The organism is Rhodopseudomonas sp. RCAM05734 (genome assembly GCF_052658035.1).
This window is the reverse complement of sequence record NZ_CP199742.1, coordinates 2,875,740-2,897,489: the sequence shown is the minus strand read 5'-3', so window position 1 is coordinate 2,897,489 and position 21,750 is coordinate 2,875,740. Positions and strand designations below refer to the sequence as shown.

Sequence of the window (21,750 nt, the reverse complement as noted above, 5' to 3'; positions counted from 1 at the left end):
TTGTATTTGAGCTAAACGAGATTATTCCAAGCTCAAACGATTGAACTTTCCGCGCCGCGTCGGCCCCAATATTGGCCGTGCGGCGCTATTTCATTTCAGGATATGACCTCATGACAGAGCACAGTCTCTGGCGTTTCTCGCGCGCGTTGCATCGTGCCATCAACGAACGTCAGCTGAAAGACCTCACCGACCTGATCGACGACAACATCGAATGGGCGGTTTACGGACCGATCGACATGTTTCCCTTCCTCGGCGCACGGCGCGGCAAGGCTGCAGTCATGCAGGTCTGCAAACAGGTCGCAGACAACATCCGGATCCATCGTTTCGAACGCGAATCCGTGCTGCTCGGCGCCGATTCGGGGGCCTCGATCATGCGGTTTTCGCTCACGGCGCTGGATTCCAACCGCCCGATCAGCCTGCGACTGGCGCAGTTCGCCCAGTTCAAGGCCGGCATGCTGACCAGCATGCGGGTGGTGATCGATACGTTTGACCTGGTCGAACAGGCGTTGGGCCACCCGCTGCATCTGCCGCGGATCGCCTAAACTCAGGCAAGCCTGAAGCAAGTGCTTGAACGTTGAATGTCCACCACGCACTTTGCTGCGCTGCCACAATTCTGCCGGGCCTCAAGCGGTACTATTGGCTTCTCACGCCAACTCGCTGGGCGGCTCGCATGGTGACGGCCTTGACCATCAAACTGACACGGGGCGCCGCAGTCGCGCTGCTCGCCGCAGGCGCAATCAGCGCGCCAGCCCGGGCACAGGATCCCTGGAGCATATTGGCACCGGCGGCAGCGCCGGACGATGCACCTGAAACCCACGATCAGCCGGCCGCAGTGCTGGATTTGCCGGAGCCGGACTGGAGCCTGCTCGATACCAGCACCAATGCCGCCGCAAAATCGTCGCCCCGCCAAGCGCGCGCCGGGCAGTCCGGCGACGCCACGGCGTGGACATCGCAGAACAAGGCCGACGGCTCCGCCGCCCTCTCCGTCAAGCAGCAGCTGGTGCCGTTCTGGGATGCCAGGATCGGTGCCGACATGAACGTGGCACGGAGCGCACCGAGCATGAGTACCTCCGACATGCTGCGACAGAAATACGGACCCGACGGTTCACCATCGCAATCCGGCGGTACGGCCTGGGCGGCCGTGACCGCGCCGGGCGTGGGTTCGATCTGGGACAAGACCGCCATCGAGGCCCGCATCGATCCCGGCCAGGACCAGAGCAAACTCGCGACCTCGCTCAGCAAATCGATGCCGCTCGCCGGCGACCAGTATTCGCTGACCCTGCAGAACGGCTACAACGTGGTGCAGCAGGCCGGCCTGCCGGTGATCGGCTTCAACGGACGCCCGACGCGCAGCTACGAGACCGATCAGTCGGCGAAGCTGCGCTTCAACGAGACCGGCACCAGCCTGGTGGCCGGCCAGTCGCTTTCGACCGTTGACGAAAAGTGGCTGCGCAAGGTGGGCGCGGAGCAACAGATCTTCGGCGGCGTCAACATTTCGGCGACGGTCAGCGAGACGCTGCAGGGCCCTGCCAACAAGAGCCTGACCGCAGGCTTCAAACACAGACTGGTAACCTGCTGGTAACCGTGCGCGGGTCAACTGCTACCGCGATCATGCAAAGAACGGGAGCGCGCCGCACATTGGCCGCGATCTCGTCAAATTCAGCTGCCCAGATAGTAAACTGAGTTTGTCGTGCGGGGGACAATCCGCGCTCGCTAGATGCGAACCAGCAAGGAAGAGCCGATGAATGCAATACTTTCCGAAAAAACTGAATCGACCGTGGACAGCGATCTCGCCGCCGTCTCCGAAGTCGAGGCAGGGATCCGCGATTTCGTGCGCAACGACGTCGCCTATCTGCGCCGCCCGGTGCCGGGCATGCTGAACACACCGGGCAGCACCGACCTGCCGCTGGAGGCCAGCACCGAGGCCACCGTCAACAGCGTCAACTCGCTGATCCAGCGGGTCGCCGGCACCTCGCTCACCGAGATCGAAAACCTGGTGGCGGAGCTGGAAAGCCTGCGCGACCTGCTGCATGCCGAAGGGCAGCGCGTGCAACGCGAAATCTCGGGCTATGCCCAGCTCAGCCAGGCGGCCATGAAATCCACCCGGCTGATTGCCGACAATGTCGCGCAATGGAAGCGCACGGCGGACAATCTGCGCCAGCCCTGAGCGACCTCCGGGTCCACGAAGAAAACCGCCGGCTCCGTGGGGAGCGCGGCGGTTTTCTTTTGAATCCAATTGAACGCAATTTGTTCCAGCCGCGACCAAGCCCTGATGCGCGCAACGCAGCCGCAGTCCTTGTTGGGGGCAAACGATCGTGCAAACCATTCGGCCGAACACAACAGATCCGATCCCGCACCGGCCGTCGTCGCCCAGGATGGGAACGATTATCGTCCGATTCGTCGGCCTTCTGGTGATTGCGGTGGGGCTGCTGGCCTGGGCGTGGAGCCGCTGATGGACCGGCTCACGCAATGCCGCTCGCGCGACATGGTTAGCAAAGTCTGACTAGCGGCCGGCGACCGGGGCGTTGTCCAGCGAGTAGCCGCCGTCGGCATAACCCTTCACCACCATTCCCGTGACCAGCATCACTGCCAGCGTGATGCTGGCAAAGATGAAGCCTACAAATTTCAGTCCGGTGCGGTCAGCCATTGTCATCCCCAAAGCGTATTCAGTCATCGTAGCGTAAGTATCAAGACACTCTCGCAAGGTTCAGAACGCGTTAACGCGCGCCCTGTTCCCTTCAAGAAAATTGGATTGGTTAACCAGCGTCGCTCCGGCGCGGCACGAACGCCGTCGCCATGAAAGTCATCACCTGTTCGCCGTGCTGGTTGGTGACGATGTTGCGGGCCTGGACGATGCCCCAGCCCGGCCGCGTCGCGGTCGCGCGCACGGTCTCCACCTGGTTGGCGTAGCTGATCGTATCACCTGCCCTTACCGGCTTCAGCCAGCGCAACTCGCGAAACCCCGGCGACGGCCCCCATGTCGCCACCGTCTCGCCGGCGGCAATCTGCGCCGCGGTCTCCCGTTGGCCGTCGGCCACCAGCAGCTTCATGCCCACCGCCGCGACGTGCCAGCCCGACGCGACAAGCCCGCCGAACAGCGATCGTCGACCGGCGTCCTCGTCGAGATGAAACGGCTGCGGGTCGAACTGGGCAGCGAACGTCTTGATCAGCTCGGCGGTGAAGGTGAACGATCCCAGTTCGCGCCGATGGCCCACTTTGATGTCTTCGAGAAATCGCATCGCTCAACCCTGGTCCATTGCAGCGGCGCGGCCAATGATGATCGGCGCGACCATCTCCGCCACGGCCTGCCCGGCGGCGTTGCGCGTGCTGCACTTGAATGTCACGATTCCGGTCTCGGGACGGCTCTGCGACGGTCGCGCTTCCAGCACCTCAACATCCATCGTGAGGTCGTCGCCGGGCCGAAACGGCGCCAGCCAGCGCATCTCGTTGACGCCGGGCGAGCCCATCGACGCGGTGTTGTGCAGGAAGCCGTCGAACATCATCCGCATCATCAGCGCGCACATGTGCCATCCGGATCCTGCGAGGCCCTTGAGCATCGACTTGCTGGCGGCGGCTTCGTCGAGATGCATCGGCTGCGGATCGAATTCCGTGGCAAACGCGATGATCTCTTCGCGCGTCACATGGCGCGGCCCGAATGTGCCGAAATGTCCCGGCGGGAAATCTTCGAATGTCATGGTCATGATGGGAATTGCCGGTGAGGAGGCCTGATTGTGGCCGCTATTTGCGTCATTCTCAAGCAACGCGGTCGCATGGCCTGCCCGCGATCTTGCCCGCAACGACCTTCAGCGATAGTGCCTGTACGGCCAGATTTTTGCATGTCACTTTCGCTGAATCGCCAGGAGAGCGTTCGATGTTCGAGTTTCGAGATCTTTTTCAGTGGGACCGTTTCATCACGCCCACGATCATCAAGACGTTTTACTGGCTGATCATCGTGCTGATCCTGTTGTTCGGCGTCTCCGGCGTTTTCTCCGGCCTCGCCGCCATGGCCATCAGTCCGTTCGGCGGATTCATTATCGTTCTGTCGAGCATCGCCAGCGTCGTCGTCGGCATCGTCTTCTCGCGTATCGCCGCCGAATTCATCCTTATCGTCTTTCGTATCAACGAGCATCTCGGCGCCATTCGCGACCAGGGCCAGGTGCATTGAACTATCGTATGCATCGTGTCCCGGACGCGCTGCGTCATTCTGAGGCGATGCGCTTGCATCGCCGCCATGCCGCTGCGCAGATCCGGGATCCAAGTAACTTCTTTGCAAGAACCGTGGCCCCGGATCTGCGGCGCACCGCTTCGCGCTGCGCAGCGTCCGGGGAACAGATCAGCGTTTAGTTATTGAACCGGAAGTGCAGCACGTCGCCGTCGGCGACCACGTATTCCTTGCCTTCCAGCCGCAGCTTGCCGTTATCGCGCGCGCCGGATTCGCCGCCGAAGGCGATGTAGTCGTCATAGGCGATGGTCTCGGCGCGGATGAAACCTTTCTCGAAATCGGTATGGATTACCGCCGCCGCCTGCGGTGCCTTGGTGCCACGGGTGATGGTCCAGGCGCGGGCTTCCTTCGGACCGACGGTGAAATAGGTGATCAGCTTCAGCGGCTGATAGCCGGCGCGGATCAGCTTATCGAGGCCGGCTTCTTCGAGACCCAGGGTCTCCAGGAATTCGGCGCGCTCGGCGCGCGACAGGGTGGCTATCTCGGATTCGATCTTGGCGGAGATGGCAACGGCGACGGCACCCTCTTTCGCGGCATGCTCGGCCACCAGCTTCGAATAGGCGTTGCCTGTGCCGGCGGAGCCTTCCTCGACGTTGCAGACATAGAGCACCGGCTTCGAGGTCAACAGGCCGAGCATGCCGAAGGCACGCTCCTCTTCCGGCTTGCGCTCGAGGAAGCGCGTCGGCTTGCCTTCGCGCAGCAGCACCAGCGCGCGCTGCACCAGGTCGAGCTGGTCCTTGGCGTCCTTGTCGTTTCCCTTGGCCTTCTTGGTCAGGTTGTCGACGCGCTTCTCGCAGGAGTCGAGATCGGCCAGCATCAGTTCGGTCTCGATGATCTCGATGTCGGCGAGCGGATCGATCTTGCCTTCCACATGCGTGATGTCGTCATCGACGAAGCAACGCACCACATGCGCCACGGCATCGACCTCGCGGATGGTCGCAAGGAACTGGTTGCCGAGGCCTTCGCCCTTGGAAGCGCCCTTCACCAGGCCGGCGATGTCCACGAAGGTCAGCCGCGTCGGGATGATCTGCTGCGATTTGCCGGCGGCGGCCAGCTTGTCGAGCCGCGGATCGGGCACAGCGACTTCGCCGACATTCGGCTCGATGGTGCAGAACGGATAGTTCGCCGCCTGCGCGGCCGCCGTTTCCGTCAGCGCATTGAACAGCGTCGATTTGCCGACATTCGGCAGCCCGACGATACCGCATTTGAATCCCATGACCTGTCCTAAATCTTCGACGGCTTCGCGATGACGCCGTTGTCGTCTTTCGACGTGAAACCCTTGGCCTGCATCGTCAGATGCACCTTGTTCTGAAAGTTGGAGTCGCGATCCACCGCCAGCAGCCCGGCATTGTCGGCCACCGCGTCGATCAGCGCCTCCAGCGCCGGCCGCTCGCTCTTGGCAAAGTCGCTGAGCACGTGGTTATGCACCAGTTCCTTGACGCCGGGATGGCCGATACCCAGCCGCACCCGGCGATATTCGTTGCCGACATGGGCGGAGATCGAGCGCAACCCGTTGTGGCCGGCGATACCGCCGCCGACCTTCACGCGCACCTTGCCGTACGGCAATTCCAGATCATCGTGGAACACCGCGATCTCGGCCGGCGTCAGCTTGAAGAAAGCAGCGGCTTCCTGCACCGCGCGCCCGGAGTCGTTCATGAACGTCAGCGGGCGCAGCAGGATCACGCGTTCGCGCTCCAGCGTGCCTTCCGAGGTCTCGCCCTGAAAGCGGCGGCGCCACGGTGCAAAACCGTGACGCCGTGCCAACTCGTCGACAACCATGAACCCGATATTGTGCCGGTTGCCCTGGTATTTCGCGCCAGGGTTTCCGAGACCAACAAAGAGTCGCACGGCGCGGTTGTCCGCGGTCTCTTACTTCTTCTTCGCGGGAGCCGCAGGCGCCTTGGCGGCGGCGGCAGGCGCCTTGGCACCGGCTGCGGGAGCCTTAGCACCGGCTGCGGGAGCCTTGGCACCAGCGGCAGGAGCCTTGGCACCGGCTGCGGCAGCTGCGGGCGCAGCAGCAGCACCAGCGGCAGGCGCGGCGGATTCTTCGCCATAGCCCGACGGCGGCACGATGGTGACCAGGGTCACGTCCTCGGCGCTCTTCAGCGTCTTGACGCCCTTCGGCAAGGCGATGTCCGACATGTGCAGCGAGCCGCCGATGTCGAGCTGGCCGACGTCGGCTTCGACGAACTGCGGAATGCTGTCGGCCTCGGCTTCGAGTTCGAGCGTGTGGGTGACGACGTTGATGGTGCCGCCGCGCTTCACGCCCGGAGCGGTTTCCGCATTCTTCAGATGCAGGGGAACGCTGACGCGGATGGTGGCGCCGACGCCGAGGCGCAGGAAGTCCACATGCAGCGGGAAGTCCCTGACGGGATCGAGAGCGAAGTCGCGCGGAATCACGCGGTGCTTCGCGCCATCGAGCTCGATGTCGTAGATGGTGGTCAGGAAACGGCCGGCCAGAATGCGCTGGCGCAGCTCGGCATCATCGACCGAGATCGACACGGGGGGCTTGTTGTCACCATAGATCACACCCGGCACTCGGCCGGCGCGCCGTACAGCCCGTGCGGCCCCCTTGCCGCCTGCCGAACGTACGGTCGCCTTCAATTCCTTGACGGAAGCCATCGTTTAAGTCCTTGTTTTCAAAAAAGTTAAAGGCCGCAACGCGGCCCGTTTCGTCGTCGCAGCAAGCCTCCAGGGGTGCGGGGGCTGCAGACGTGCCGGGCTTTTAGCCCCAAAGGGGCGAAAACACAAGGAAACGTGGGGGAATTTTGCGGTTTGTACCCGGTATCCGGCGCGGGATAGGATTGCTCCATACCCTATCAGGTTCCGGGCCGGCGATGAAAGTTCGCGACGCCATCCGCATGATCGAGGACGACGACTGGTTTCTGGTCGCCACGCGGCGAAGCCGTCGGCAATATAAGCATTTGCTGAAGCCAGGCCGCGTTACGATCGCCGGTCACCTCTCCGATGACCTTGCACCGGGGACGTTTGCCAGTATCTTAAAACAAGCTGGCCTGAAGGAGCGACGCTGATGCGCTACGCGGTCGTGATCGAGAAGGCTGACGGCAATTATTCTGCCTATGTGCCGGACCTGCCCGGTTGTATTGCGACAGGAGACAGCGTGAAAGCCGTCGAAATCGAGATCCGCGACGCGATCCGTTTTCATATCGACGGCCTGAAGGATGATGGCCTTCCGGTGCCGGCGCCGACCAGCATTGCGGAATACGTCGAGACCTGAGGGGGCCGGCAACCGCGGTCAATGCCCGGCCTTGGCCGTGGCGCTTCGTGTCAGATGCTCGGTGCCTCACCTGCCCCGAGCTTCGCTTCCAGCGCCGCGATACGCGCCTTCAGCGCCTCGTTCTCCTCGCGGGCGAGGCGCGCCATGTCCTTCACCGCCTCGAATTCCTCGCGCTTGACGATGTCGAGATCGCGCAGGATCTTCTCGGCCTGGTTGCGCACGACGGTGTCGACCTCGCGCTTGACGCCCTGGGCAGCCCCGGCGGCATCGTTCATCAGGCGGCCGATCTCGTCGAAAAACCGATTATTGGTCTGGGTCATGGTCGCGGAACTCCGGTCGGCGGCAACTGATCCCTGACAATGGCGATCCCGGCGGTGCAGATCAAGCCCGCGGCCCCCGGCAGGTGCGCCCCGCGCCACAGGCCCCGCCAAATTCGTCGCAAATGCCTGCTAGTGCTTTACCGCCGCGGCTTTGAATCGTAAGTCCAGACGATGCACTTTCTCGCCATCACCTTTCCCGTCTTCGATCCCGTCGCCATCGCGCTCGGTCCCATCGTGATCCGCTGGTACGCGCTGGCCTATATCGGCGGCATCGTGCTCGGCTGGGCCTATGCCCGCGCGCTGATCAAGCGCGAGCGGCTGTGGGGCGGCCCCTCGCCGATCTCGCTGCTCGATTTCGACGATTTCATCCTGTGGGTGACGCTGGGCATCATTGTCGGCGGCCGCACCGGTTATGTGCTGTTCTACAATCTCGACTTCTTCGTCGCCCATCCCGCCGAGATCCTCGAGCTGTGGAAGGGCGGCATGTCGTTCCATGGCGGCTTCATGGGCTGTGTGGTCGCGGTGATGGCGTTCTGCTGGAAGCGTGGCCTGCCGGTGCTGTCGCTCGGCGACCTCACCTGCGCGGTCGGGCCGATCGGGCTGCTGCTCGGGCGGCTGGCCAACTTCATCAACAGCGAATTGTGGGGCCGGCCGGCCGACGCCAGCGTGCCCTGGGCCATGGTGTTCCCCAATGGCGGGCCGCTGCCGCGCCATCCCAGCCAGCTCTACGAGGCCGGCCTGGAAGGCATCGTGCTGTTCACCATCCTGGCGCTGATGATCCGCGCCGGCGCGCTGAAGCGCCCCGGCCTGATCCTCGGCAGTTTCATCTTTTTTTATGCGCTGGCGCGTATCGTCGGCGAATTCTTCCGTGAGCCGGACCCGCAACTGGGATTCCTGTGGGGCGGTCTCACCATGGGCATGCTGCTGTCGCTGCCGATGATTGTGGTTGGACTTGTTGTGATGATCACCGCCTGGCGCAGACCGCCGCTGCGGCCCGAGCCGAATTTGACAAGAGCATGATGTGACCGAGTCCTCACCGCTGCAGGATGAAATCAAGCGCCTGATCAAGTCCGCCGGACCGATGCCGGTATGGCGTTACATGCAGCTGTGCCTGACCCATCCGCAATACGGCTACTACGTCTCGCGCGATCCGCTGGGGCGCGAGGGTGACTTCACCACCGCGCCTGAAGTCAGCCAGATGTTCGGCGAGTTGCTGGGCCTGTGGGCCGCGTCGGTGTGGCGCGCGATCGGCTCGCCGCCGCTGCTGCACCTGATCGAGCTCGGCCCCGGCCGCGGCACCATGATGGCCGACGCGCTGCGCGCGTTGCGCGTGTTGCCGCCGCTGTACCAGGCGCTGAACATTCATCTGGTCGAGATCAACCCGGTGTTGCGCGAGAAGCAGAAGGCGACCCTGCAGGGCGCCCGCAACGTACAGTGGCACGACAGCATCGACAGCGTGCCGGCCGGCCCCTCGGTGATCCTCGCCAACGAATATTTCGACGTGCTGCCGGTGCACCAGGCCATCAAGCGCGACACCGGCTGGCACGAGCGCACGGTGGAGATCACCGACGACGGCCGGCTGCAGTTCGGCGCCTCCGCCGATCCGATCCCGCGCTTCGAACTGCTGCTGCCGCCACTGGTGCGCGCGGCGCCAGTGGGCGCGGTGTTCGAATGGCGCCCCGATGTCGAGATGATGAAGATCGCCAGCCGCGTCCGCGACGACGGCGGCGCCGCGCTGATCATCGATTACGGCCATCTGCGCTCCGACGCCGGCGACACCTTCCAGGCCATCGCCCGCCACAGCTTCACCGATCCGCTGAAAAACCCCGGCCAGGTCGACGTGACCGCCCATGTGGACTTCCAGGCGCTCGGCCGTGCCGCCGAGGACGTCGGCGCCCGCGTGCACGGCCCGGTGACCCAGGGCGATTTTCTGAGACGGCTGGGCATCGAGACCCGCGCGCTGACGCTGATGGCCAAGGCAAGCGTGGAGGTGTCGGAGGATATTTCCGGCGCCCTGAAACGCCTGACGGATTCCGGCCGCGGCGGCATGGGCTCGATGTTCAAGGTGATCGGCATCGCCGATCCCGCCATCCCCAACCTGGTGGCGCTCAGCGACGACACCGAGGCAACCGCATCATGAGCATTGCATCCCCCCTGCTGGCGTCGACACCGGGCCTGCGCCACATCTTTTTCAGCCGCGACGGCGGCGTCTCCGAAGGCATCTATGCCGGCCTCAACGGCGGCCTCGGCTCCAGTGACGATCCTGCCCATGTGCTGGAAAACCGGCGGCGCATGGCGGTACGGATGGCCGTCGAGCCGCAGCATTTCCTGACCGCCCACCAGATCCACTCGGCCGACGTGGCCGTCGCCAAAACGCCGTGGGACAACGCGACGCGACCGCGCGCTGACGCCATCGTCACCGCGGTCGCTGGGCTGACGATTGGCGTCACCACCGCCGATTGCGGCCCGGTGCTGTTCGCCGACCCCAAGGCGCGCGTCATCGGCGCGGCGCATGCCGGCTGGAGAGGCGCCCTCAACGGCGTGCTGGAATCCACCATTCAAGCCATGGAAGACCTCGGCGCCGCCCGCGCCAACATGGTGGCGGCGATCGGGCCGCTGATCCGCCAGCCCAGCTACGAGGTCGGCGCCGAGTTCGTCGACAGTTTCCTCGCGGCCGATGCCGGTTACGCCGGGTTCTTCGGTGCGTCGACGCAAGAAAACCACGCGATGTTCGATCTTGCCGGCTTTATCAAAATGCGGCTGCAGCGGGCCGGAGTGAGCGAGATCGACGATATCGGCATCGATACCTACGCCGACGAGCGCTTCTACAGCTATCGCCGCTCGGTCCATCGCCGCGAGTCCGACTATGGCCGCCAGATCCACGCCATCGTGTTGGAACCCTGATCTCTCCGGAAGTGCTTCAAGTTCAAAGCAAAATATCCGCGTGCCCGGAGCGGTTCGGTCACCTTGCGGGACATCGTGTCCGGGCTGCCCTAGACCTTAACGCATTTTAACGATATCGCTCGACCCATCGGATGGCCTGCTGACGGCCGTCGTCGAAGTCGGGACGTTGCATGCGCCTTGCCACACTGACAGCCAACCGAAGCGCACCGCGCCTTGCGCGCGCCGTGCTGGTGCTGGCGGCGCTGTGCGGGCTCGGCAGTTCGCTGGGCGGTTGCGCCAATGTCGGCAGCGCCGGCGGCCCCTCCAATGCGCAGGCCAGCATGGGCAGCCCGACCGGCGCCACCGTGGCCTTCGACTCCATCGACGGGCCGCCGCCGCAGCTGTTCGACCGCCTGGTCAGCCAGCTCGACAGCGAAGCGCGATTGCGCAACCTCGCTGTTGTTTCGCGACAGGATCCCGCTGCCTATCGGGTGCGCGGATACCTTGCGGCGCAGATCCGCGGCGGCAAGACCACCATCGCCTGGGTCTGGGACGTCTATGACCGCGACCAGCAACGCGCGCTGCGCCTGTCCGGCGAGGAGCCCACCGCCAAGGCCGGCCGCGATGCCTGGGCCAATGTGGATGACGTGGTGCTGCGCAGGGTCGCGCAATCCGGCCTCACCGGGCTGAGCAGCATGATCAACGGGACCGCACCGGAGGTTGCACCCGCTGCTCCCGCACCGCGCGGCGACGGGCCGGCGATTGCCAGCGCCGACGACCTGGTGCCGCATTCGACGGCAGTCGCCGAAAGCACACTAAGCTTCAGCGCGCGTTAACGATCAAACCCTGAATTTGCGCAGGAAAACCGCGCCCAACGGGTTGCCAGCAGAGGCCCGTCCTTGATATCACCTCGCTCGTTCAATCCAGCGAGTCCATGGGTAATCCGATATGCTGAACGTTGTGTCCACCAAGACCCGGGGAGACGCGTCGATGTCGGCCAAGAACGGCTCCATCAAACTGGTCGCCGGCAATTCCAACCCGGCGCTGGCGCTGGAGATTGCCAACTGGCTTGAATTGCCGCTGACCAAGGCCAGCGTCCGGCGCTTCGCCGACATGGAAATCTTCGTCGAGATCCAGGAAAACGTCCGCGGCTCCGACATCTACATTATCCAGTCGACGTCGTTCCCGACCAACGACCACCTGATGGAATTGCTGATCATCACCGACGCGCTGCGCCGCGCCTCGGCGCGCCGCATTACCGCTGTGGTGCCGTATTTCGGTTACGCGCGGCAGGACCGCAAGGTCGGCTCGCGCTCGCCGATCTCCGCCAAGCTGGTGGCCAACCTGATCACCCATGCCGGCGTCGATCGCGTCATGACCCTCGACCTCCACGCCGGCCAGATCCAGGGCTTCTTCGATATCCCGGTGGACAATCTCTTTTCCTCGCCGGTGATGGTGCGCGACATCAAGGAAAAATTCGACCTCACCAAGGTGATGGTGGTCTCGCCCGACGTCGGCGGCGTGGTGCGCGCCCGCGGCCTCGCCAAGCGCATCAACGCGCCGCTGGCGATCGTCGACAAGCGCCGCGAACGTGCCGGCGAGTCCGAAGTGATGAATGTGATCGGCGAGGTCGAAGGCTACACCTGCATCCTGATCGACGACATCGTCGACTCCGGCGGTACGCTGGTCAACGCCGGCGACGCGCTGCTCGCCAACGGTGCCACGGATGTCTACGCCTACATCACCCACGGCGTGTTGAGCGGCGGCGCCGCGGCGCGCATCGCCGGCTCCAGGCTAAAGGAACTGGTGATCACCGACTCGATCCAGCCCACCGACGCCGTGGTCAAGGCGCCGAACATCCGCGTGCTGTCGATCGCCTCGCTGATCGGCGAAGCCATCGCCCGCACCGCCGCGGAAGAGTCGGTCTCTAGCCTGTTCGACTGAAACCAAGTCGCGCACTTTTCCCCCCTCCCCCAGCAAAGCGAAGCTTTGCGCAGCGGGAGAGGGTGCCTTCGCAAAGCGAAGGCGGGAGAGGGCAAGACACACACACGTAAGCCCCCTCTCCCCGTCTCAATCTCGCTTCGCTCGTTTGAGCCCCTCTCTCCCACGTTCGCGCAGCTGCGCTGCGCGCGGGGGAGAGGGGAAGAAAGAATCCTACACAATCCCCGCCGCCACCTGACCGCGCAGCCGCTCGAGGCTGAGCAGGGTATTGGCGCAGGCTGCGGCCACCTCCACTCCCTTGGTGGCAAAATGCTGGCGCAGGAACTCCACACTCTCGTCAGTTGTGACGAGTTCTTCCGGCGTCACCACCGCGGAGAACACCGGCACCTCGGTGCGCAGCTGCACCTCCATCAGCGCCTTGATCACAGTATCGGCGACATAGCCGCGCACACCGCTGTCAACCACCAGGCCGGCGGCCACGATCGCAGTGTAGCGTCGGGTCTTGGCGAGGATCTGCACATGCAGCGGGAGTTCGAACGAGCCCGGCACCTCGAACAGGTCAACCTGGGAGGGCTGGATATGCCGCACCTCGATCTCCGCCAGGAACGACAGCCAGCACGGCGTGACGATGTCGCGATGCCACGACGATTGCACGAAGGCAACGCGCTGCGGCTTGGCGAAGCGTGGATGAGCGACGCCGGCAGCTTCGGCTTCGGAGGCGTCGGGCGCGATCTCGTTCATTGGATTTGCTCTCGGTGACCATCGGCAGGCTTTCCGGAACTATGCCGAAACCCTGCCGGCGCAGCAACCGCCATCCACAGGATGAGCGGCATCGCGCCGTTCGCGCTTGCGCCCGTCGCACGGACTCACTTTGCATTGCCCGAATCAAATGGTTAACGCGTCAAACCAGACTCGTGCCGCGTGAGCGCGACACCCGGGACTCGCATGCCGGGAATCCGATTCCGGTTTGTTCTCATCGCGATGCGATGAGCTGTGGATGATGTCATGTTTGCCTGTGGATGGATTCGCAGTGCCGTTGCGCCGATTCCGCAAATCACATCACTTCAAACTCGCAAGCTCCGAAGTAACGGAGACTGCAGCAAGCAGCGGCACACCGAGATTGTTGCGTATCGGCCTGCCGCGCGTATCAGCAAATTTGGGCGTATCCCACAAAGGCAAGGTCGAGACGGCATGTCCCTCCTCGAAGGCACTATCGATTCACGCAACAACCCGCTCGCCGTGGTGGAAGACATCGCCACCGATCACGACTGGTCGTTCGAGCGCTCCGGCGAGGATGAAGTCACGATCATCTCGAAGGGCGACTGGACCGACTATCAACTCTCCTTCACGTGGATGAACGAGATCGAGGCGCTGCATCTGGCCTGCGCCTTCGACATGAAGATCCCGACTGCGCGCCGCGCCGAGGTGCAGCGGCTGATCGCCGCGATCAACGAGCAGATGTGGGTCGGCCATTTCGATATCTGGACTCACACCGGCATGATCATGTTCCGGCAGGCCCTGGTACTGCCCGACGGCCTCACCGCCACCACCGCGCAATGCGAAGCCATGCTGGTCGGCGCCATCCATGCCTGCGAGCGCTACTATCCGGCGATGCAATTCGTGGTGTGGGCCGGCAAGTCGGCGTCGGAGGCGATGTCCGCGGCCATGTTCGATACCATGGGTGAGGCGTAAGCTGACCATGACGACGCCGCAGCCGACCATTGTCGTTCCCGCCAAACCGAACGACAGCCACCGCGATGTCGTGGTGAAGGCGCTGATGGACTACAACGACAAGTCGGTCGGGCCGTCCGGCTATCAGCCGCTGGCGATCCTGATCAACGATCCGGTCACCGGCGAGCCGGCCGGCGGGCTGTGGGGCAAGACCGCCTACAACTGGTGCTTCGTCGAACTGTTCGTGATCCCCGAGCGATTCCGCGGCCAGGATCTCGGCGCCAGGGTGCTCGCCCAGGCCGAAGACATCGCGCGCGAACGCGGCTGCGTCGGCGTGTGGCTCGACACCTACTGGTTTCAGGCCCGCGCGTTCTACGAGAAGCAGGGCTACGAAGTGTTCGGCGCACTCGACGATTATCCGCGCGGCGGGGCGCGGTTCTTTATGAAAAAGAGCCTGGTCTAGCCCGCTGCGGGCTACCCTGCGGCATTTGCGGTGATATGGTCCCGGCGTATTTCGCTCCTCGGGATTTCGCTATGACCTCATCGACTACGCAAGCGCTCACTCATATCACCGGCCCCATCGTGCTGGCAGGCGCCGGCAAGATGGGCGGCGCGCTGCTCACCGGCTGGCTGGCGCAGGGCCTCGACGGCGGCGACGTCGCGGTGATCGATCCGTTCCCGTCCGATGACATCAAGGCGCTCTCCGCGCGCGGCGTGCGTATCAACCCCCTCGCCGCCGAGGTCGGCGCCGTCTCCACGCTCGTCGTCGCCGTGAAACCGCAGATGTTTCGCGAGACCGGCGCGATGCTCAGATCATTCGCCGGCCCGGACACGCTGGTGATCTCGATCATGGCCGGTACGCCGATCAAGACCATTTCCGATGTGTGCGGCGGCAAGGTGGTGCGGGCGATGCCCAATACGCCGGCGGCGATCGGCCGCGGCATAACCGTGGCGGTCGCCGCGAGCGATGTCAGCAAAGCGCAGCGCGCCACCACCGACGCACTGCTGCGCGCCACCGGCGCAGTGGAATGGGTGGATGACGAGGCGCTGATGGATGCGGTCACCGCCGTGTCCGGCTCGGGGCCGGCCTATGTGTTCCTGCTGGCCGAAGAACTGGCCCGCGCCGGCGTCGCCGCCGGCCTGCCGCCCGAACTCGCGACAAAGCTGGCGCGCGCCACCGTGTCCGGCTCCGGCGAGTTGCTGCACCGCTCGGAACTGGACTCCGCGACCTTGCGGAAGAACGTCACCTCGCCCGGCGGCACCACGGCGGCTGCGCTTGAGGTGTTGATGGGCGCGGATGGCTTCCAGCCGCTGCTGGAGCGCGCGGTGGCGGCTGCGACCAAGCGGTCGCGGGAATTGGCGAAGTAGCAATCGCAAACTCACACGCCGTCATCCTGAGGTGCTCGCCGACTTCGGCGAGCCTCGAAGGATGCGGACGCAAGCGCTGGCAGCGCATCCTTCGAGGCCGTCGCAAGAGCGACGGCCTCGAAGGATGACGTTGGCGTGTGTGAAGAAAACGAAATCGCCAACTACACCGGCACCCGCACCGTTGCGCGCAAGCCGCCCATCGGGCTGTCACCGAGCGTGATGTCGCCGCCATGGGAGCGCGCGATGTCGCGGGCGATGGCAAGGCCGAGACCGGTGCCGCCTTCGTCCTGGTTGCGGGCGTCATCGAGCCGCAAAAACGGCTTGAACACCTCTTCGCGCATGTCGGCGGGAATGCCGGGGCCGTCGTCGTCGATAGTCACCGTCAGATAGCGATGGTCGCGATGCCCGGTGATGGCGATGGCGTTGGCGTGACGTGCTGCGTTCGAGACGAGGTTCCCGAGGCAGCGCTTGAACGAGGCCGGCTTCACCGTGACCACCGGCAGGCCATGGAATTGCACGGTGGCCGCATGGCCGTTGCGCTCGGCGTCGCTGCGCAACTCCTCCAGCGCCGCCGCCATGTCGGTGGGCTGCGCCTGCTCGCCCGAGTCACCACGCGCGAAGGCCAGATAGGCCTCCAGCATGCCGGCCATCTCGTCGACATCCTTGCGCATGTCGTCGATTTCCGGGCTGTCGCCGAGCAGCGCCAGCTCCAGCTTGAAGCGGGTGAGGATGGTGCGCAGGTCGTGGCTGACGCCGGCGAGCATCGCAGTGCGCTGCTCGATTGAGCGCTCGATGCGCGCCTTCATCTCGATGAAGGCATTGGCAGCGCGCCGCACCTCGCGGGCGCCGCGCGGCCGGAAGTTCGGCGCCTCGCGGCCCTTGCCGAAGCTCTCAGCGGCATCCGCCAGCCGCAGGATCGGGCGGATCTGATTGCGCAGGAACAGGATCGCGACGATCAGCAGAATCGATGAAGTACCGATCATCCAGAACAGGAAGATCTCCGAATTCGACGCATAGGCGGCGCTGCGCTGCGCGAAGATCCGCATCACCGCGCCGTCGAGCTGGATGCGGATCTCCACCACATTGGAGCGGCCGACGGTGTCGATCCAGAATGGCCGCGCGATCTGCCGGCCGATCTGCACCGACAGCGCCTGGTCGAGCAGCGAGAAGAACGGCTTCGGGCCCGGCGCCGGCAAATCGCCGGTCGGCAGGAAGTCCACCACCAGGCCGAGCCGTTGCTGGGCGATAGTGCGCAGCTGGGTGCGATCCTTGTCCTGCGGATAGACTGAATAGACATCGATCAGCGCCGCGATGTCCTGCACCACTGCCTGCGACAACCGCCGCGTCACCGTGTTCCAGTGCCGCTCCATGAACACGAAGGCGACCACTGACTGCAGGATCACCATCGGCACGATCATGATCAGCAGCGCGCGGGCATACAGCCCCTTGGGCATGAAGCTGTTGAAGCGGCGGCCCATCCAGCCATTGGCCGCGGAGACGCGCCGCCCTGCGGTGCGGATCAGCGTGAGGCTGGTGTCGAGGGTACTCATGGGCGGGCCCCAAACGCAGACGTCACCTCGCCCCGCTTGCGGGGAGAGGTCGGAGCCTGAGCGCAGCGAAGGCTCTGGGTGAGGGGGAGCCAGCGAGTGAAACGCCGACTCCCCCTCACCCGCCTCGAACGCGCTTCGCGCCTTCGAGACGACCTCTCCCCGCCTAGCGAAGCTTCGCTTCGCGCGGCGGGGCGAGGTGAAGCAAGGTCGCTTCGGGCAAATGGATCGCCTTGGAGAAAGTTCACGGCGCCGCGACCAGGCGATAGCCGATGCCGCGCACCGCCTGCAGGAACAGCGGATTGGCGGGATCGAGCTCGATCTTGCGGCGCAGCCGGTTGATCTGCACGTCCACCGCGCGCTCGTTGACGGTGCCGTCGCCGCCGGTCAGCGCGCCCCGCGGCACGGTCTCGCCGGGCGCGGCGGCCAGCACGCGCAGCATCTCGCGCTCGCGGTCGGTGAGATGAACGATCTCCTCGCCGTGGCGCAGCTCGCCGCGCTCCAGGTGATAGATGTACGGCCCGAAGGCGATCGACTCCAGCCGCTCGACCGGCGCCGGGGCGCTGCGCTTGAGGATATTGCCGATGCGCAGCACCAGTTCGCGCGGCTCGAACGGCTTTGCGACATAGTCGTCGGCGCCGATTTGCAGGCCCTCAATGCGCGCCTCAGCCTCGTGGCGTGCGGTGAGCATGATGATCGGCACGGCCGACGAGGTGCGGATGAAGCGCGCCAGTTCGAAGCCGGTCTCGCCGGGCATCATCACGTCGAGGATCAGCATGTCGAAGTTCAGCCCGAGCAGCTTGGCGCGGGCATCCTTGGCGCTCGCGGCGGTCGTGACGCGATAGCCCTCGCCGGCCAGGAAGCGCGACAGCAAGTCGCGGATACGCCGGTCATCGTCGACCAGCAGCAGGTGCGGCGCGTCGTCCGACGGCTGCGGCGTTCGTTTGGCAGCGAGGTTCAGCATCATTCCCTTGCTATCCCGCGGTTCGTTCGGGCCCGGCCCCGAGGATGCCCTGCAGCACCTTGTCGGGATCGCCGCGATCAATCATTCCGATCAGAAAGCGGTTCACCGCCTCGACCTCCGCCGGCTTGAAGTCCCGCAGCGCCCGCGTGATGCGATCGGTCTGCAGGCCTGCCAGTTGCGCCACCAGCGCTTCGCCCTTGGCGGTGGCGAAAAGAAGACGCTGCCGCCGGTCGGCGGCGCCGGCCTTCTGGACGATATACCCTTCGTCGAGCAATTGCTTCAGAACCCGGCCCAGCGACTGCTTGGTGATGCGCAGCACGTCGAGCAGGTCGGCCACTTTCAGCCCGGGATAGCGGTAGACGAAATGGACCACGCGGTGATGCGCCCGGCCGAAGCCGAAGGCATCCAGCACGTGATCGGGATCGCCGACGAAGTCGCGATAGGCGAAGAACAACAGCTCGATGACGTCCCAGCGCGGTTTCGGCGCCCCATCCGGGGACGGCCCGCCAGCGACCGCGTCAGGCGATCGTGAAGCGGCGTTCTTGAAATTTATGTCAGGCATATTGACATATCTTGGGTTCAATCTTACAAAACGACCCATCGCGACGAAATATTAGAACCTTCGCCGCGCGGCGGTCAGAAACGCCCGATACAACGGATACGCAGCCTGGCTGCGCATCCACCACCGGCGATTGTCGCGTGACAACCGTCTCACCATACTGAATTTCGCGTCATCCGCAAAAGCGGGTGACCGGCAACAATACTGTGTTGCAGAGCGCGAAGTGAGCGTAGAAACACCGACGCTGCCGCCCAGCCGCTGCGCCGCAAGCCAGGAGTTAGGTCCATGGGAATTTCGTTCGACAAAATCGATGGCGCGGCCTTGCTGAAGTTCGACGTTCAGCCCGAAGCAAATCCGGTGACCGAAGAGCATCGCGCGGCAAAGCTGGTGAACCCCGGCTTCGGCCGGGTCTTCACCGAACACATGGCGATCGTCCGCTATAACGAGGTGGAAGGCTGGCATGGCGCGCGCATCGGGTCCCGCGCCAGTTTCCCGCTCGACCCGGCCACCGCCGTTCTGCACTACGCGCAGGAGATTTTCGAAGGCCTGAAGGCCTACCGGCGCGACGACGGCGGCGTGAACCTGTTCCGCCCCGACGCCAATGCCCGGCGTTTCAGGAACTCGGCCGAGCGCATGGCGATGGCGCCGCTGCCCGAACCGACCTTCGTCGAAGCCGTCGAGCAACTCGTGCGCATCGACAGCGCCTGGATTCCAGGTGGCGAAGGCAGCCTCTATCTGCGGCCGTTCATGATCGCCAGCGAGATCTTCCTCGGTGTGAAGCCCTCGGCGGAGTACATCTTCGCCGTCATCGCCTCCCCGGTCGGCTCCTATTTCAAGGGCGGCCCGGCGCCGGTGTCGATCTGGGTGTCGGAGAACTACACGCGCGCCTCGGTCGGCGGCACCGGCGCCGTCAAGTGCGGCGGTAATTACGCCGCGAGCCTGCGCGCGCAGGCCGAAGCCATCGATCACGGCTGCGACCAGGTGGTTTTCCTCGATGCGCTGGAGCGCCGCTACATCGAGGAGCTCGGCGGCATGAACGTGTTCTTCGTGTTCGACGACGGCTCGCTCTCGACGCCGCCGCTCGGCACCATCCTGCCCGGCATCACCCGCGATTCGATCATCGCGCTGGCGCGCGACGCGGGCCGGACGGTGCGCGAGGAGGCCTATACGATCCAGCAGTGGCGCGCCGATGCCGCCAGCGGCAAGTTGAAAGAGGCGTTCGCCTGCGGCACCGCCGCGGTGATCTCGCCGATCGGCACGGTGCGCTCCGCGAGCGGCGACTTCACCATCAACGGCGGCGTCGCCGGCGAGGTCGCGATGGGCCTGCGCAAGCAGCTGGTCGATATCCAGTACGGCCGCGCGCCCGACCCGCATAACTGGATCCGCAAGGTGATCTGAGCGAAAGCGCCTCTTCTTCCCCTCTCCCCCGGCGCCGCGCAGCGGCGTTGGTGGGAGAGGGTGGATCGAAGGCGCGAAGCGCATTCGAGCCGGTAGAGGGGGCTCTTGTTTCCGAGTGAGTGCGCCCCCTCTCCCGTCTTCGCTTCGCGAAGCCACCCTCTCCCACCTTCGCGCAGCTTCGCTGCGCGCGGGGGAGAGGGAAAGACAACAGCGTTCACGGCGGCAACTACACTCCCACCAGCCCGAGCCGCGCCCGCTGCGTCCATCGCCTGATCATCATGATCGCGACCACGACGAGCCCGGCGGCCAGCCCGATCCAGATGCCGACGCCGCCGAAGCCGAGCTGGAAGGCGAACAGCAGGCTGAGCGACATGCCGAATCCCCAATAGCCGAGCAGCGCGAAGAGCATCGGCATCCTGGTATCCTGCAGGCCGCGCAGCATGCCGGCGCCGACCGACTGCGCGCCGTCGGCGATCTGGAACACGGCGGCGCAAAACAGGAACGACACCGCGAAATTGACGACGGCAGCGTTTGCGGCGTCGCCCGTGTCGATGAAGGCGCCGATCAGCGTCCGCGGCGCCAGGATCATCAGCGCGCTCATGGAGGCCATGAACACAATGGCGAGCGCGAAGGCGGTCCAGCCGGCGCGCGTGACGCCATCGCGGTCGCCGGCGCCATGGGCGCGACCGACCCGCACCGTGGCGGCCTGGCTCAGGCCCATGGGCACCATGAAGGTCACCGAAGCGATCTGGATCGCGATGGTATGCGCAGCGATCGCCGCGGTGCCGAACTGGCCCATCAGGAACACCGCGGCATTGAACACCGTGATCTCGAACGCCATGGTCGCGCCGATCGGCAGGCCGAGCCGCCACAGTTTCAGGAAGCGCGGCCAGTCGGCGCGCCACCAGCGCCCGAACAGATGGTAGCGGCGGAATCTGCCATGGAAACTGATCACGATCGCAAAGGCGACGAACAGAAACAGGTTCGACAGCGTGGTGGCGAGGCCGGAGCCGCGAAGCCCCAGCGCCGGCAAGCCGAGATGACCGAACACCAGAACCCAGTTCGCGACAATGTTGAAGGCAATGGTGACGGCGGTCACCACCAGTGCCCACGTCGGCCGCTGCAGCGCTGCCACGAAAGAGCGCAGCGCAATGAACCCAAGTGTCGGCAGAAAGCCCCATTGCAGCAGGCGCACGAAGGTCTGCGCGTCGGCCGCCGCCTGCGGCTCCTGGCCGAACAGCAGCAGAACCTGTTCCGTGTGCCACAGCACGATCCACGCCGGCACCGAAATGATGACGGCCGACCACAGACCCTGCCGGAACGTGCGCCGGATATCGCGCACCACATGCAGCTTGCGGCCCACGGCGTCCGCCATCATCGGCGACGTCGCGGTGATGAGGCCGATGGCGAAGATCAGGATCGCCAGATACAGGTTCACGCCGAGCGCCGCGGCCGCCAAGGCCGAGGCGCCCAGCCGGCCCAGCACCAGCACGTCGGTGGTGGTCAGCGCGATCTGCGCCAGATTCGTCAGCACCAACGGCCAGCCGAGCGCCAGCATCGCGCGGAACTCGCCGAGCCAGGCCGCGCGCGTAAAAGCTTGGGATTTATCCGTGCTCAACATGAGGATCTTGTAGGACGG

27 protein-coding genes are annotated in these 21,750 nt (G+C 64.9%); 15 read left to right on the top strand and 12 right to left on the bottom strand.

Features of this window, described 5'->3' with window-relative positions:
• Nucleotides 1-110 precede the first annotated feature (110 nt).
• The 3 genes from ACUXVA_RS13785 (at nucleotide 111) to ACUXVA_RS13775 (ending at nucleotide 2,167) form a co-directional block, all read left to right on the top strand.
• Nucleotides 111-542, top strand: coding sequence for a nuclear transport factor 2 family protein (locus ACUXVA_RS13785; protein ID WP_265079792.1), 432 nt, complete (start codon nucleotides 111-113; stop codon nucleotides 540-542).
• 131 nt (nucleotides 543-673) lie between these two features.
• Nucleotides 674-1,582: a hypothetical protein gene (locus ACUXVA_RS13780; RefSeq protein ID WP_445493285.1), complete on the top strand. Its 909-nt coding sequence runs from the start codon at nucleotides 674-676 to the stop codon at nucleotides 1,580-1,582.
• Between the two features lie 159 nt (nucleotides 1,583-1,741).
• Nucleotides 1,742-2,167, top strand: a complete 426-nt coding sequence (locus ACUXVA_RS13775; protein ID WP_265079793.1) for a hypothetical protein — start codon at nucleotides 1,742-1,744, stop codon at nucleotides 2,165-2,167.
• Between the two features lie 336 nt (nucleotides 2,168-2,503).
• Here the strand turns inward: ACUXVA_RS13775 and ACUXVA_RS13770 are convergent, their stop codons facing one another.
• The 3 genes from ACUXVA_RS13770 to ACUXVA_RS13760 form a co-directional block, all read right to left on the bottom strand.
• Nucleotides 2,504-2,647, bottom strand: coding sequence for a hypothetical protein (locus tag ACUXVA_RS13770; RefSeq protein ID WP_265079794.1), 144 nt, complete (start codon nucleotides 2,645-2,647; stop codon nucleotides 2,504-2,506).
• A gap of 109 nt (nucleotides 2,648-2,756) precedes the next feature.
• Nucleotides 2,757-3,239: a MaoC family dehydratase gene (locus ACUXVA_RS13765; RefSeq protein WP_445492680.1), complete on the bottom strand. Its 483-nt coding sequence runs from the start codon at nucleotides 3,237-3,239 to the stop codon at nucleotides 2,757-2,759.
• Nucleotides 3,240-3,242: 3 nt separating this feature from the next.
• Nucleotides 3,243-3,701, bottom strand: coding sequence for a MaoC family dehydratase (locus tag ACUXVA_RS13760; RefSeq protein ID WP_265079796.1), 459 nt, complete (start codon nucleotides 3,699-3,701; stop codon nucleotides 3,243-3,245).
• 170 nt (nucleotides 3,702-3,871) lie between these two features.
• Here ACUXVA_RS13760 and ACUXVA_RS13755 point away from each other — a divergent pair, with 170 nt between their 5' ends.
• Nucleotides 3,872-4,165 (top strand): DUF4282 domain-containing protein, encoded by a 294-nt coding sequence (locus tag ACUXVA_RS13755; protein ID WP_265079797.1) that lies wholly within the window; start codon nucleotides 3,872-3,874, stop codon nucleotides 4,163-4,165.
• 175 nt (nucleotides 4,166-4,340) lie between these two features.
• On the opposite strand, the gene ychF is transcribed toward ACUXVA_RS13755, so the two are convergent.
• The 3 genes from ychF to ACUXVA_RS13740 are packed head-to-tail and all read right to left on the bottom strand — an operon-like array spanning nucleotide 4,341 to nucleotide 6,844.
• On the bottom strand, nucleotides 4,341-5,438 hold the full coding sequence (gene ychF / locus ACUXVA_RS13750; RefSeq protein WP_445492677.1) for a redox-regulated ATPase YchF: 1,098 nt from the start codon (nucleotides 5,436-5,438) through the stop codon (nucleotides 4,341-4,343).
• Between the two features lie 8 nt (nucleotides 5,439-5,446).
• Nucleotides 5,447-6,070, bottom strand: coding sequence for an aminoacyl-tRNA hydrolase (pth, locus tag ACUXVA_RS13745; RefSeq protein WP_445492675.1), 624 nt, complete (start codon nucleotides 6,068-6,070; stop codon nucleotides 5,447-5,449).
• Between the two features lie 21 nt (nucleotides 6,071-6,091).
• Nucleotides 6,092-6,844: a 50S ribosomal protein L25/general stress protein Ctc gene (locus tag ACUXVA_RS13740; RefSeq protein ID WP_265079800.1), complete on the bottom strand. Its 753-nt coding sequence runs from the start codon at nucleotides 6,842-6,844 to the stop codon at nucleotides 6,092-6,094.
• 215 nt (nucleotides 6,845-7,059) lie between these two features.
• Between ACUXVA_RS13740 and ACUXVA_RS13735 the strand changes: the two genes are divergently transcribed.
• Together ACUXVA_RS13735 and ACUXVA_RS13730 are read left to right on the top strand one after the other, a co-directional pair.
• Complete coding sequence (locus tag ACUXVA_RS13735) at nucleotides 7,060-7,254, top strand: type II toxin-antitoxin system HicA family toxin (RefSeq protein ID WP_265079801.1); 195 nt, start codon at nucleotides 7,060-7,062, stop codon at nucleotides 7,252-7,254.
• The gene (locus ACUXVA_RS13730; protein ID WP_445492672.1) at nucleotides 7,254-7,460 is read left to right on the top strand and encodes a type II toxin-antitoxin system HicB family antitoxin; all 207 of its coding nucleotides are present in this window, start codon (nucleotides 7,254-7,256) and stop codon (nucleotides 7,458-7,460) included. The genes ACUXVA_RS13735 and ACUXVA_RS13730 overlap by 1 nt, the downstream gene beginning before the upstream one ends.
• A gap of 50 nt (nucleotides 7,461-7,510) precedes the next feature.
• Here ACUXVA_RS13730 and ACUXVA_RS13725 read toward each other — a convergent pair whose 3' ends face one another.
• Nucleotides 7,511-7,780, bottom strand: a complete 270-nt coding sequence (locus tag ACUXVA_RS13725) for an accessory factor UbiK family protein (protein ID WP_265079803.1) — start codon at nucleotides 7,778-7,780, stop codon at nucleotides 7,511-7,513.
• Between the two features lie 171 nt (nucleotides 7,781-7,951).
• Here ACUXVA_RS13725 and lgt point away from each other — a divergent pair, with 171 nt between their 5' ends.
• The 5 genes from lgt (at nucleotide 7,952) to ACUXVA_RS13700 (ending at nucleotide 12,607) form a co-directional block, all read left to right on the top strand.
• The gene (gene lgt, locus ACUXVA_RS13720) at nucleotides 7,952-8,800 is read left to right on the top strand and encodes a prolipoprotein diacylglyceryl transferase (protein ID WP_445492670.1); all 849 of its coding nucleotides are present in this window, start codon (nucleotides 7,952-7,954) and stop codon (nucleotides 8,798-8,800) included.
• A 61-nt stretch (nucleotides 8,801-8,861) separates the two neighbouring features.
• The gene (locus ACUXVA_RS13715; RefSeq protein ID WP_445493284.1) at nucleotides 8,862-9,920 is read left to right on the top strand and encodes a class I SAM-dependent methyltransferase; all 1,059 of its coding nucleotides are present in this window, start codon (nucleotides 8,862-8,864) and stop codon (nucleotides 9,918-9,920) included.
• A complete protein-coding gene (gene pgeF / locus ACUXVA_RS13710) occupies nucleotides 9,917-10,684 on the top strand; it encodes a peptidoglycan editing factor PgeF (protein ID WP_445492668.1) in 768 nt (255 codons plus the stop codon). Before ACUXVA_RS13715 ends, pgeF begins: the two co-directional genes overlap by 4 nt.
• Before the next feature lie 170 nt (nucleotides 10,685-10,854).
• Nucleotides 10,855-11,499 (top strand): hypothetical protein, encoded by a 645-nt coding sequence (locus tag ACUXVA_RS13705; RefSeq protein WP_445492666.1) that lies wholly within the window; start codon nucleotides 10,855-10,857, stop codon nucleotides 11,497-11,499.
• Between the two features lie 154 nt (nucleotides 11,500-11,653).
• Complete coding sequence (locus tag ACUXVA_RS13700; RefSeq protein WP_445493283.1) at nucleotides 11,654-12,607, top strand: ribose-phosphate pyrophosphokinase; 954 nt, start codon at nucleotides 11,654-11,656, stop codon at nucleotides 12,605-12,607.
• 210 nt (nucleotides 12,608-12,817) lie between these two features.
• Here the strand turns inward: ACUXVA_RS13700 and ACUXVA_RS13695 are convergent, their stop codons facing one another.
• A complete protein-coding gene (locus ACUXVA_RS13695) occupies nucleotides 12,818-13,345 on the bottom strand; it encodes a 6,7-dimethyl-8-ribityllumazine synthase (protein WP_265079807.1) in 528 nt (175 codons plus the stop codon).
• 450 nt (nucleotides 13,346-13,795) lie between these two features.
• Here ACUXVA_RS13695 and ACUXVA_RS13690 point away from each other — a divergent pair, with 450 nt between their 5' ends.
• From ACUXVA_RS13690 to proC, 3 genes are all read left to right on the top strand, one after another.
• Nucleotides 13,796-14,296 carry a type III secretion system chaperone family protein gene (locus ACUXVA_RS13690; RefSeq protein ID WP_265079808.1) on the top strand — a complete coding sequence of 167 codons (501 nt, stop codon included), beginning with the start codon at nucleotides 13,796-13,798 and terminating at the stop codon, nucleotides 14,294-14,296.
• The gene (locus ACUXVA_RS13685; RefSeq protein ID WP_265079809.1) at nucleotides 14,286-14,738 is read left to right on the top strand and encodes a GNAT family N-acetyltransferase; all 453 of its coding nucleotides are present in this window, start codon (nucleotides 14,286-14,288) and stop codon (nucleotides 14,736-14,738) included. The genes ACUXVA_RS13690 and ACUXVA_RS13685 overlap by 11 nt, the downstream gene beginning before the upstream one ends.
• Nucleotides 14,739-14,809: 71 nt before the next feature.
• Nucleotides 14,810-15,643 (top strand): pyrroline-5-carboxylate reductase, encoded by an 834-nt coding sequence (gene proC / locus ACUXVA_RS13680; RefSeq protein WP_445492663.1) that lies wholly within the window; start codon nucleotides 14,810-14,812, stop codon nucleotides 15,641-15,643.
• 161 nt (nucleotides 15,644-15,804) lie between these two features.
• Here the strand turns inward: proC and ACUXVA_RS13675 are convergent, their stop codons facing one another.
• The 3 genes from ACUXVA_RS13675 to ACUXVA_RS13665 all read right to left on the bottom strand — a co-directional run bounded on the left by ACUXVA_RS13675 (nucleotide 15,805) and on the right by ACUXVA_RS13665 (nucleotide 18,716).
• Entirely contained in the window at nucleotides 15,805-17,193 is a 1,389-nt protein-coding gene (locus ACUXVA_RS13675; protein WP_265079811.1) for an ATP-binding protein, read from the bottom strand.
• 241 nt (nucleotides 17,194-17,434) lie between these two features.
• Nucleotides 17,435-18,157, bottom strand: coding sequence for a response regulator (locus tag ACUXVA_RS13670; protein ID WP_413776391.1), 723 nt, complete (start codon nucleotides 18,155-18,157; stop codon nucleotides 17,435-17,437).
• A 7-nt stretch (nucleotides 18,158-18,164) separates the two neighbouring features.
• On the bottom strand, nucleotides 18,165-18,716 hold the full coding sequence (locus ACUXVA_RS13665) for a MarR family winged helix-turn-helix transcriptional regulator (protein WP_265079812.1): 552 nt from the start codon (nucleotides 18,714-18,716) through the stop codon (nucleotides 18,165-18,167).
• A gap of 282 nt (nucleotides 18,717-18,998) precedes the next feature.
• Between ACUXVA_RS13665 and ACUXVA_RS13660 the strand changes: the two genes are divergently transcribed.
• Nucleotides 18,999-20,111, top strand: a complete 1,113-nt coding sequence (locus ACUXVA_RS13660) for a branched-chain amino acid aminotransferase (RefSeq protein ID WP_265079813.1) — start codon at nucleotides 18,999-19,001, stop codon at nucleotides 20,109-20,111.
• Nucleotides 20,112-20,337: 226 nt separating this feature from the next.
• Here the strand turns inward: ACUXVA_RS13660 and ACUXVA_RS13655 are convergent, their stop codons facing one another.
• A complete protein-coding gene (locus tag ACUXVA_RS13655) occupies nucleotides 20,338-21,732 on the bottom strand; it encodes an MATE family efflux transporter (protein ID WP_445492659.1) in 1,395 nt (464 codons plus the stop codon).
• Between the last annotated feature and the right edge of the window lie 18 nt (nucleotides 21,733-21,750).

What these genes read in the sequence shown, in the direction of transcription:
- ACUXVA_RS13785 (WP_265079792.1), top strand. Translation starts at nt 111, where the DNA reads ATGACAGAGCACAGTCTCTGGCGTTTCTCGCGCGCGTTGCATCGTGCC.
- ACUXVA_RS13775 (WP_265079793.1), top strand. Translation starts at nt 1,742, where the DNA reads ATGAATGCAATACTTTCCGAAAAAACTGAATCGACCGTGGACAGCGAT.
- ACUXVA_RS13770 (WP_265079794.1), bottom strand. Translation starts at nt 2,647, where the DNA reads ATGGCTGACCGCACCGGACTGAAATTTGTAGGCTTCATCTTTGCCAGC.
- ACUXVA_RS13765 (WP_445492680.1), bottom strand. Translation starts at nt 3,239, where the DNA reads ATGCGATTTCTCGAAGACATCAAAGTGGGCCATCGGCGCGAACTGGGA.
- ACUXVA_RS13760 (WP_265079796.1), bottom strand. Translation starts at nt 3,701, where the DNA reads ATGACCATGACATTCGAAGATTTCCCGCCGGGACATTTCGGCACATTC.
- ACUXVA_RS13755 (WP_265079797.1), top strand. Translation starts at nt 3,872, where the DNA reads ATGTTCGAGTTTCGAGATCTTTTTCAGTGGGACCGTTTCATCACGCCC.
- ychF (WP_445492677.1), bottom strand. Translation starts at nt 5,438, where the DNA reads ATGGGATTCAAATGCGGTATCGTCGGGCTGCCGAATGTCGGCAAATCG.
- ACUXVA_RS13740 (WP_265079800.1), bottom strand. Translation starts at nt 6,844, where the DNA reads ATGGCTTCCGTCAAGGAATTGAAGGCGACCGTACGTTCGGCAGGCGGC.
- ACUXVA_RS13735 (WP_265079801.1), top strand. Translation starts at nt 7,060, where the DNA reads ATGAAAGTTCGCGACGCCATCCGCATGATCGAGGACGACGACTGGTTT.
- ACUXVA_RS13730 (WP_445492672.1), top strand. Translation starts at nt 7,254, where the DNA reads ATGCGCTACGCGGTCGTGATCGAGAAGGCTGACGGCAATTATTCTGCC.
- ACUXVA_RS13725 (WP_265079803.1), bottom strand. Translation starts at nt 7,780, where the DNA reads ATGACCCAGACCAATAATCGGTTTTTCGACGAGATCGGCCGCCTGATG.
- lgt (WP_445492670.1), top strand. Translation starts at nt 7,952, where the DNA reads ATGCACTTTCTCGCCATCACCTTTCCCGTCTTCGATCCCGTCGCCATC.
- ACUXVA_RS13715 (WP_445493284.1), top strand. Translation starts at nt 8,862, where the DNA reads ATGCCGGTATGGCGTTACATGCAGCTGTGCCTGACCCATCCGCAATAC.
- pgeF (WP_445492668.1), top strand. Translation starts at nt 9,917, where the DNA reads ATGAGCATTGCATCCCCCCTGCTGGCGTCGACACCGGGCCTGCGCCAC.
- ACUXVA_RS13705 (WP_445492666.1), top strand. Translation starts at nt 10,855, where the DNA reads ATGCGCCTTGCCACACTGACAGCCAACCGAAGCGCACCGCGCCTTGCG.
- ACUXVA_RS13700 (WP_445493283.1), top strand. Translation starts at nt 11,654, where the DNA reads ATGTCGGCCAAGAACGGCTCCATCAAACTGGTCGCCGGCAATTCCAAC.
- ACUXVA_RS13695 (WP_265079807.1), bottom strand. Translation starts at nt 13,345, where the DNA reads ATGAACGAGATCGCGCCCGACGCCTCCGAAGCCGAAGCTGCCGGCGTC.
- ACUXVA_RS13690 (WP_265079808.1), top strand. Translation starts at nt 13,796, where the DNA reads ATGTCCCTCCTCGAAGGCACTATCGATTCACGCAACAACCCGCTCGCC.
- proC (WP_445492663.1), top strand. Translation starts at nt 14,810, where the DNA reads ATGACCTCATCGACTACGCAAGCGCTCACTCATATCACCGGCCCCATC.
- ACUXVA_RS13675 (WP_265079811.1), bottom strand. Translation starts at nt 17,193, where the DNA reads ATGAGTACCCTCGACACCAGCCTCACGCTGATCCGCACCGCAGGGCGG.
- ACUXVA_RS13670 (WP_413776391.1), bottom strand. Translation starts at nt 18,157, where the DNA reads ATGATGCTGAACCTCGCTGCCAAACGAACGCCGCAGCCGTCGGACGAC.
- ACUXVA_RS13665 (WP_265079812.1), bottom strand. Translation starts at nt 18,716, where the DNA reads ATGCCTGACATAAATTTCAAGAACGCCGCTTCACGATCGCCTGACGCG.
- ACUXVA_RS13660 (WP_265079813.1), top strand. Translation starts at nt 18,999, where the DNA reads ATGGGAATTTCGTTCGACAAAATCGATGGCGCGGCCTTGCTGAAGTTC.
- ACUXVA_RS13655 (WP_445492659.1), bottom strand. Translation starts at nt 21,732, where the DNA reads ATGTTGAGCACGGATAAATCCCAAGCTTTTACGCGCGCGGCCTGGCTC.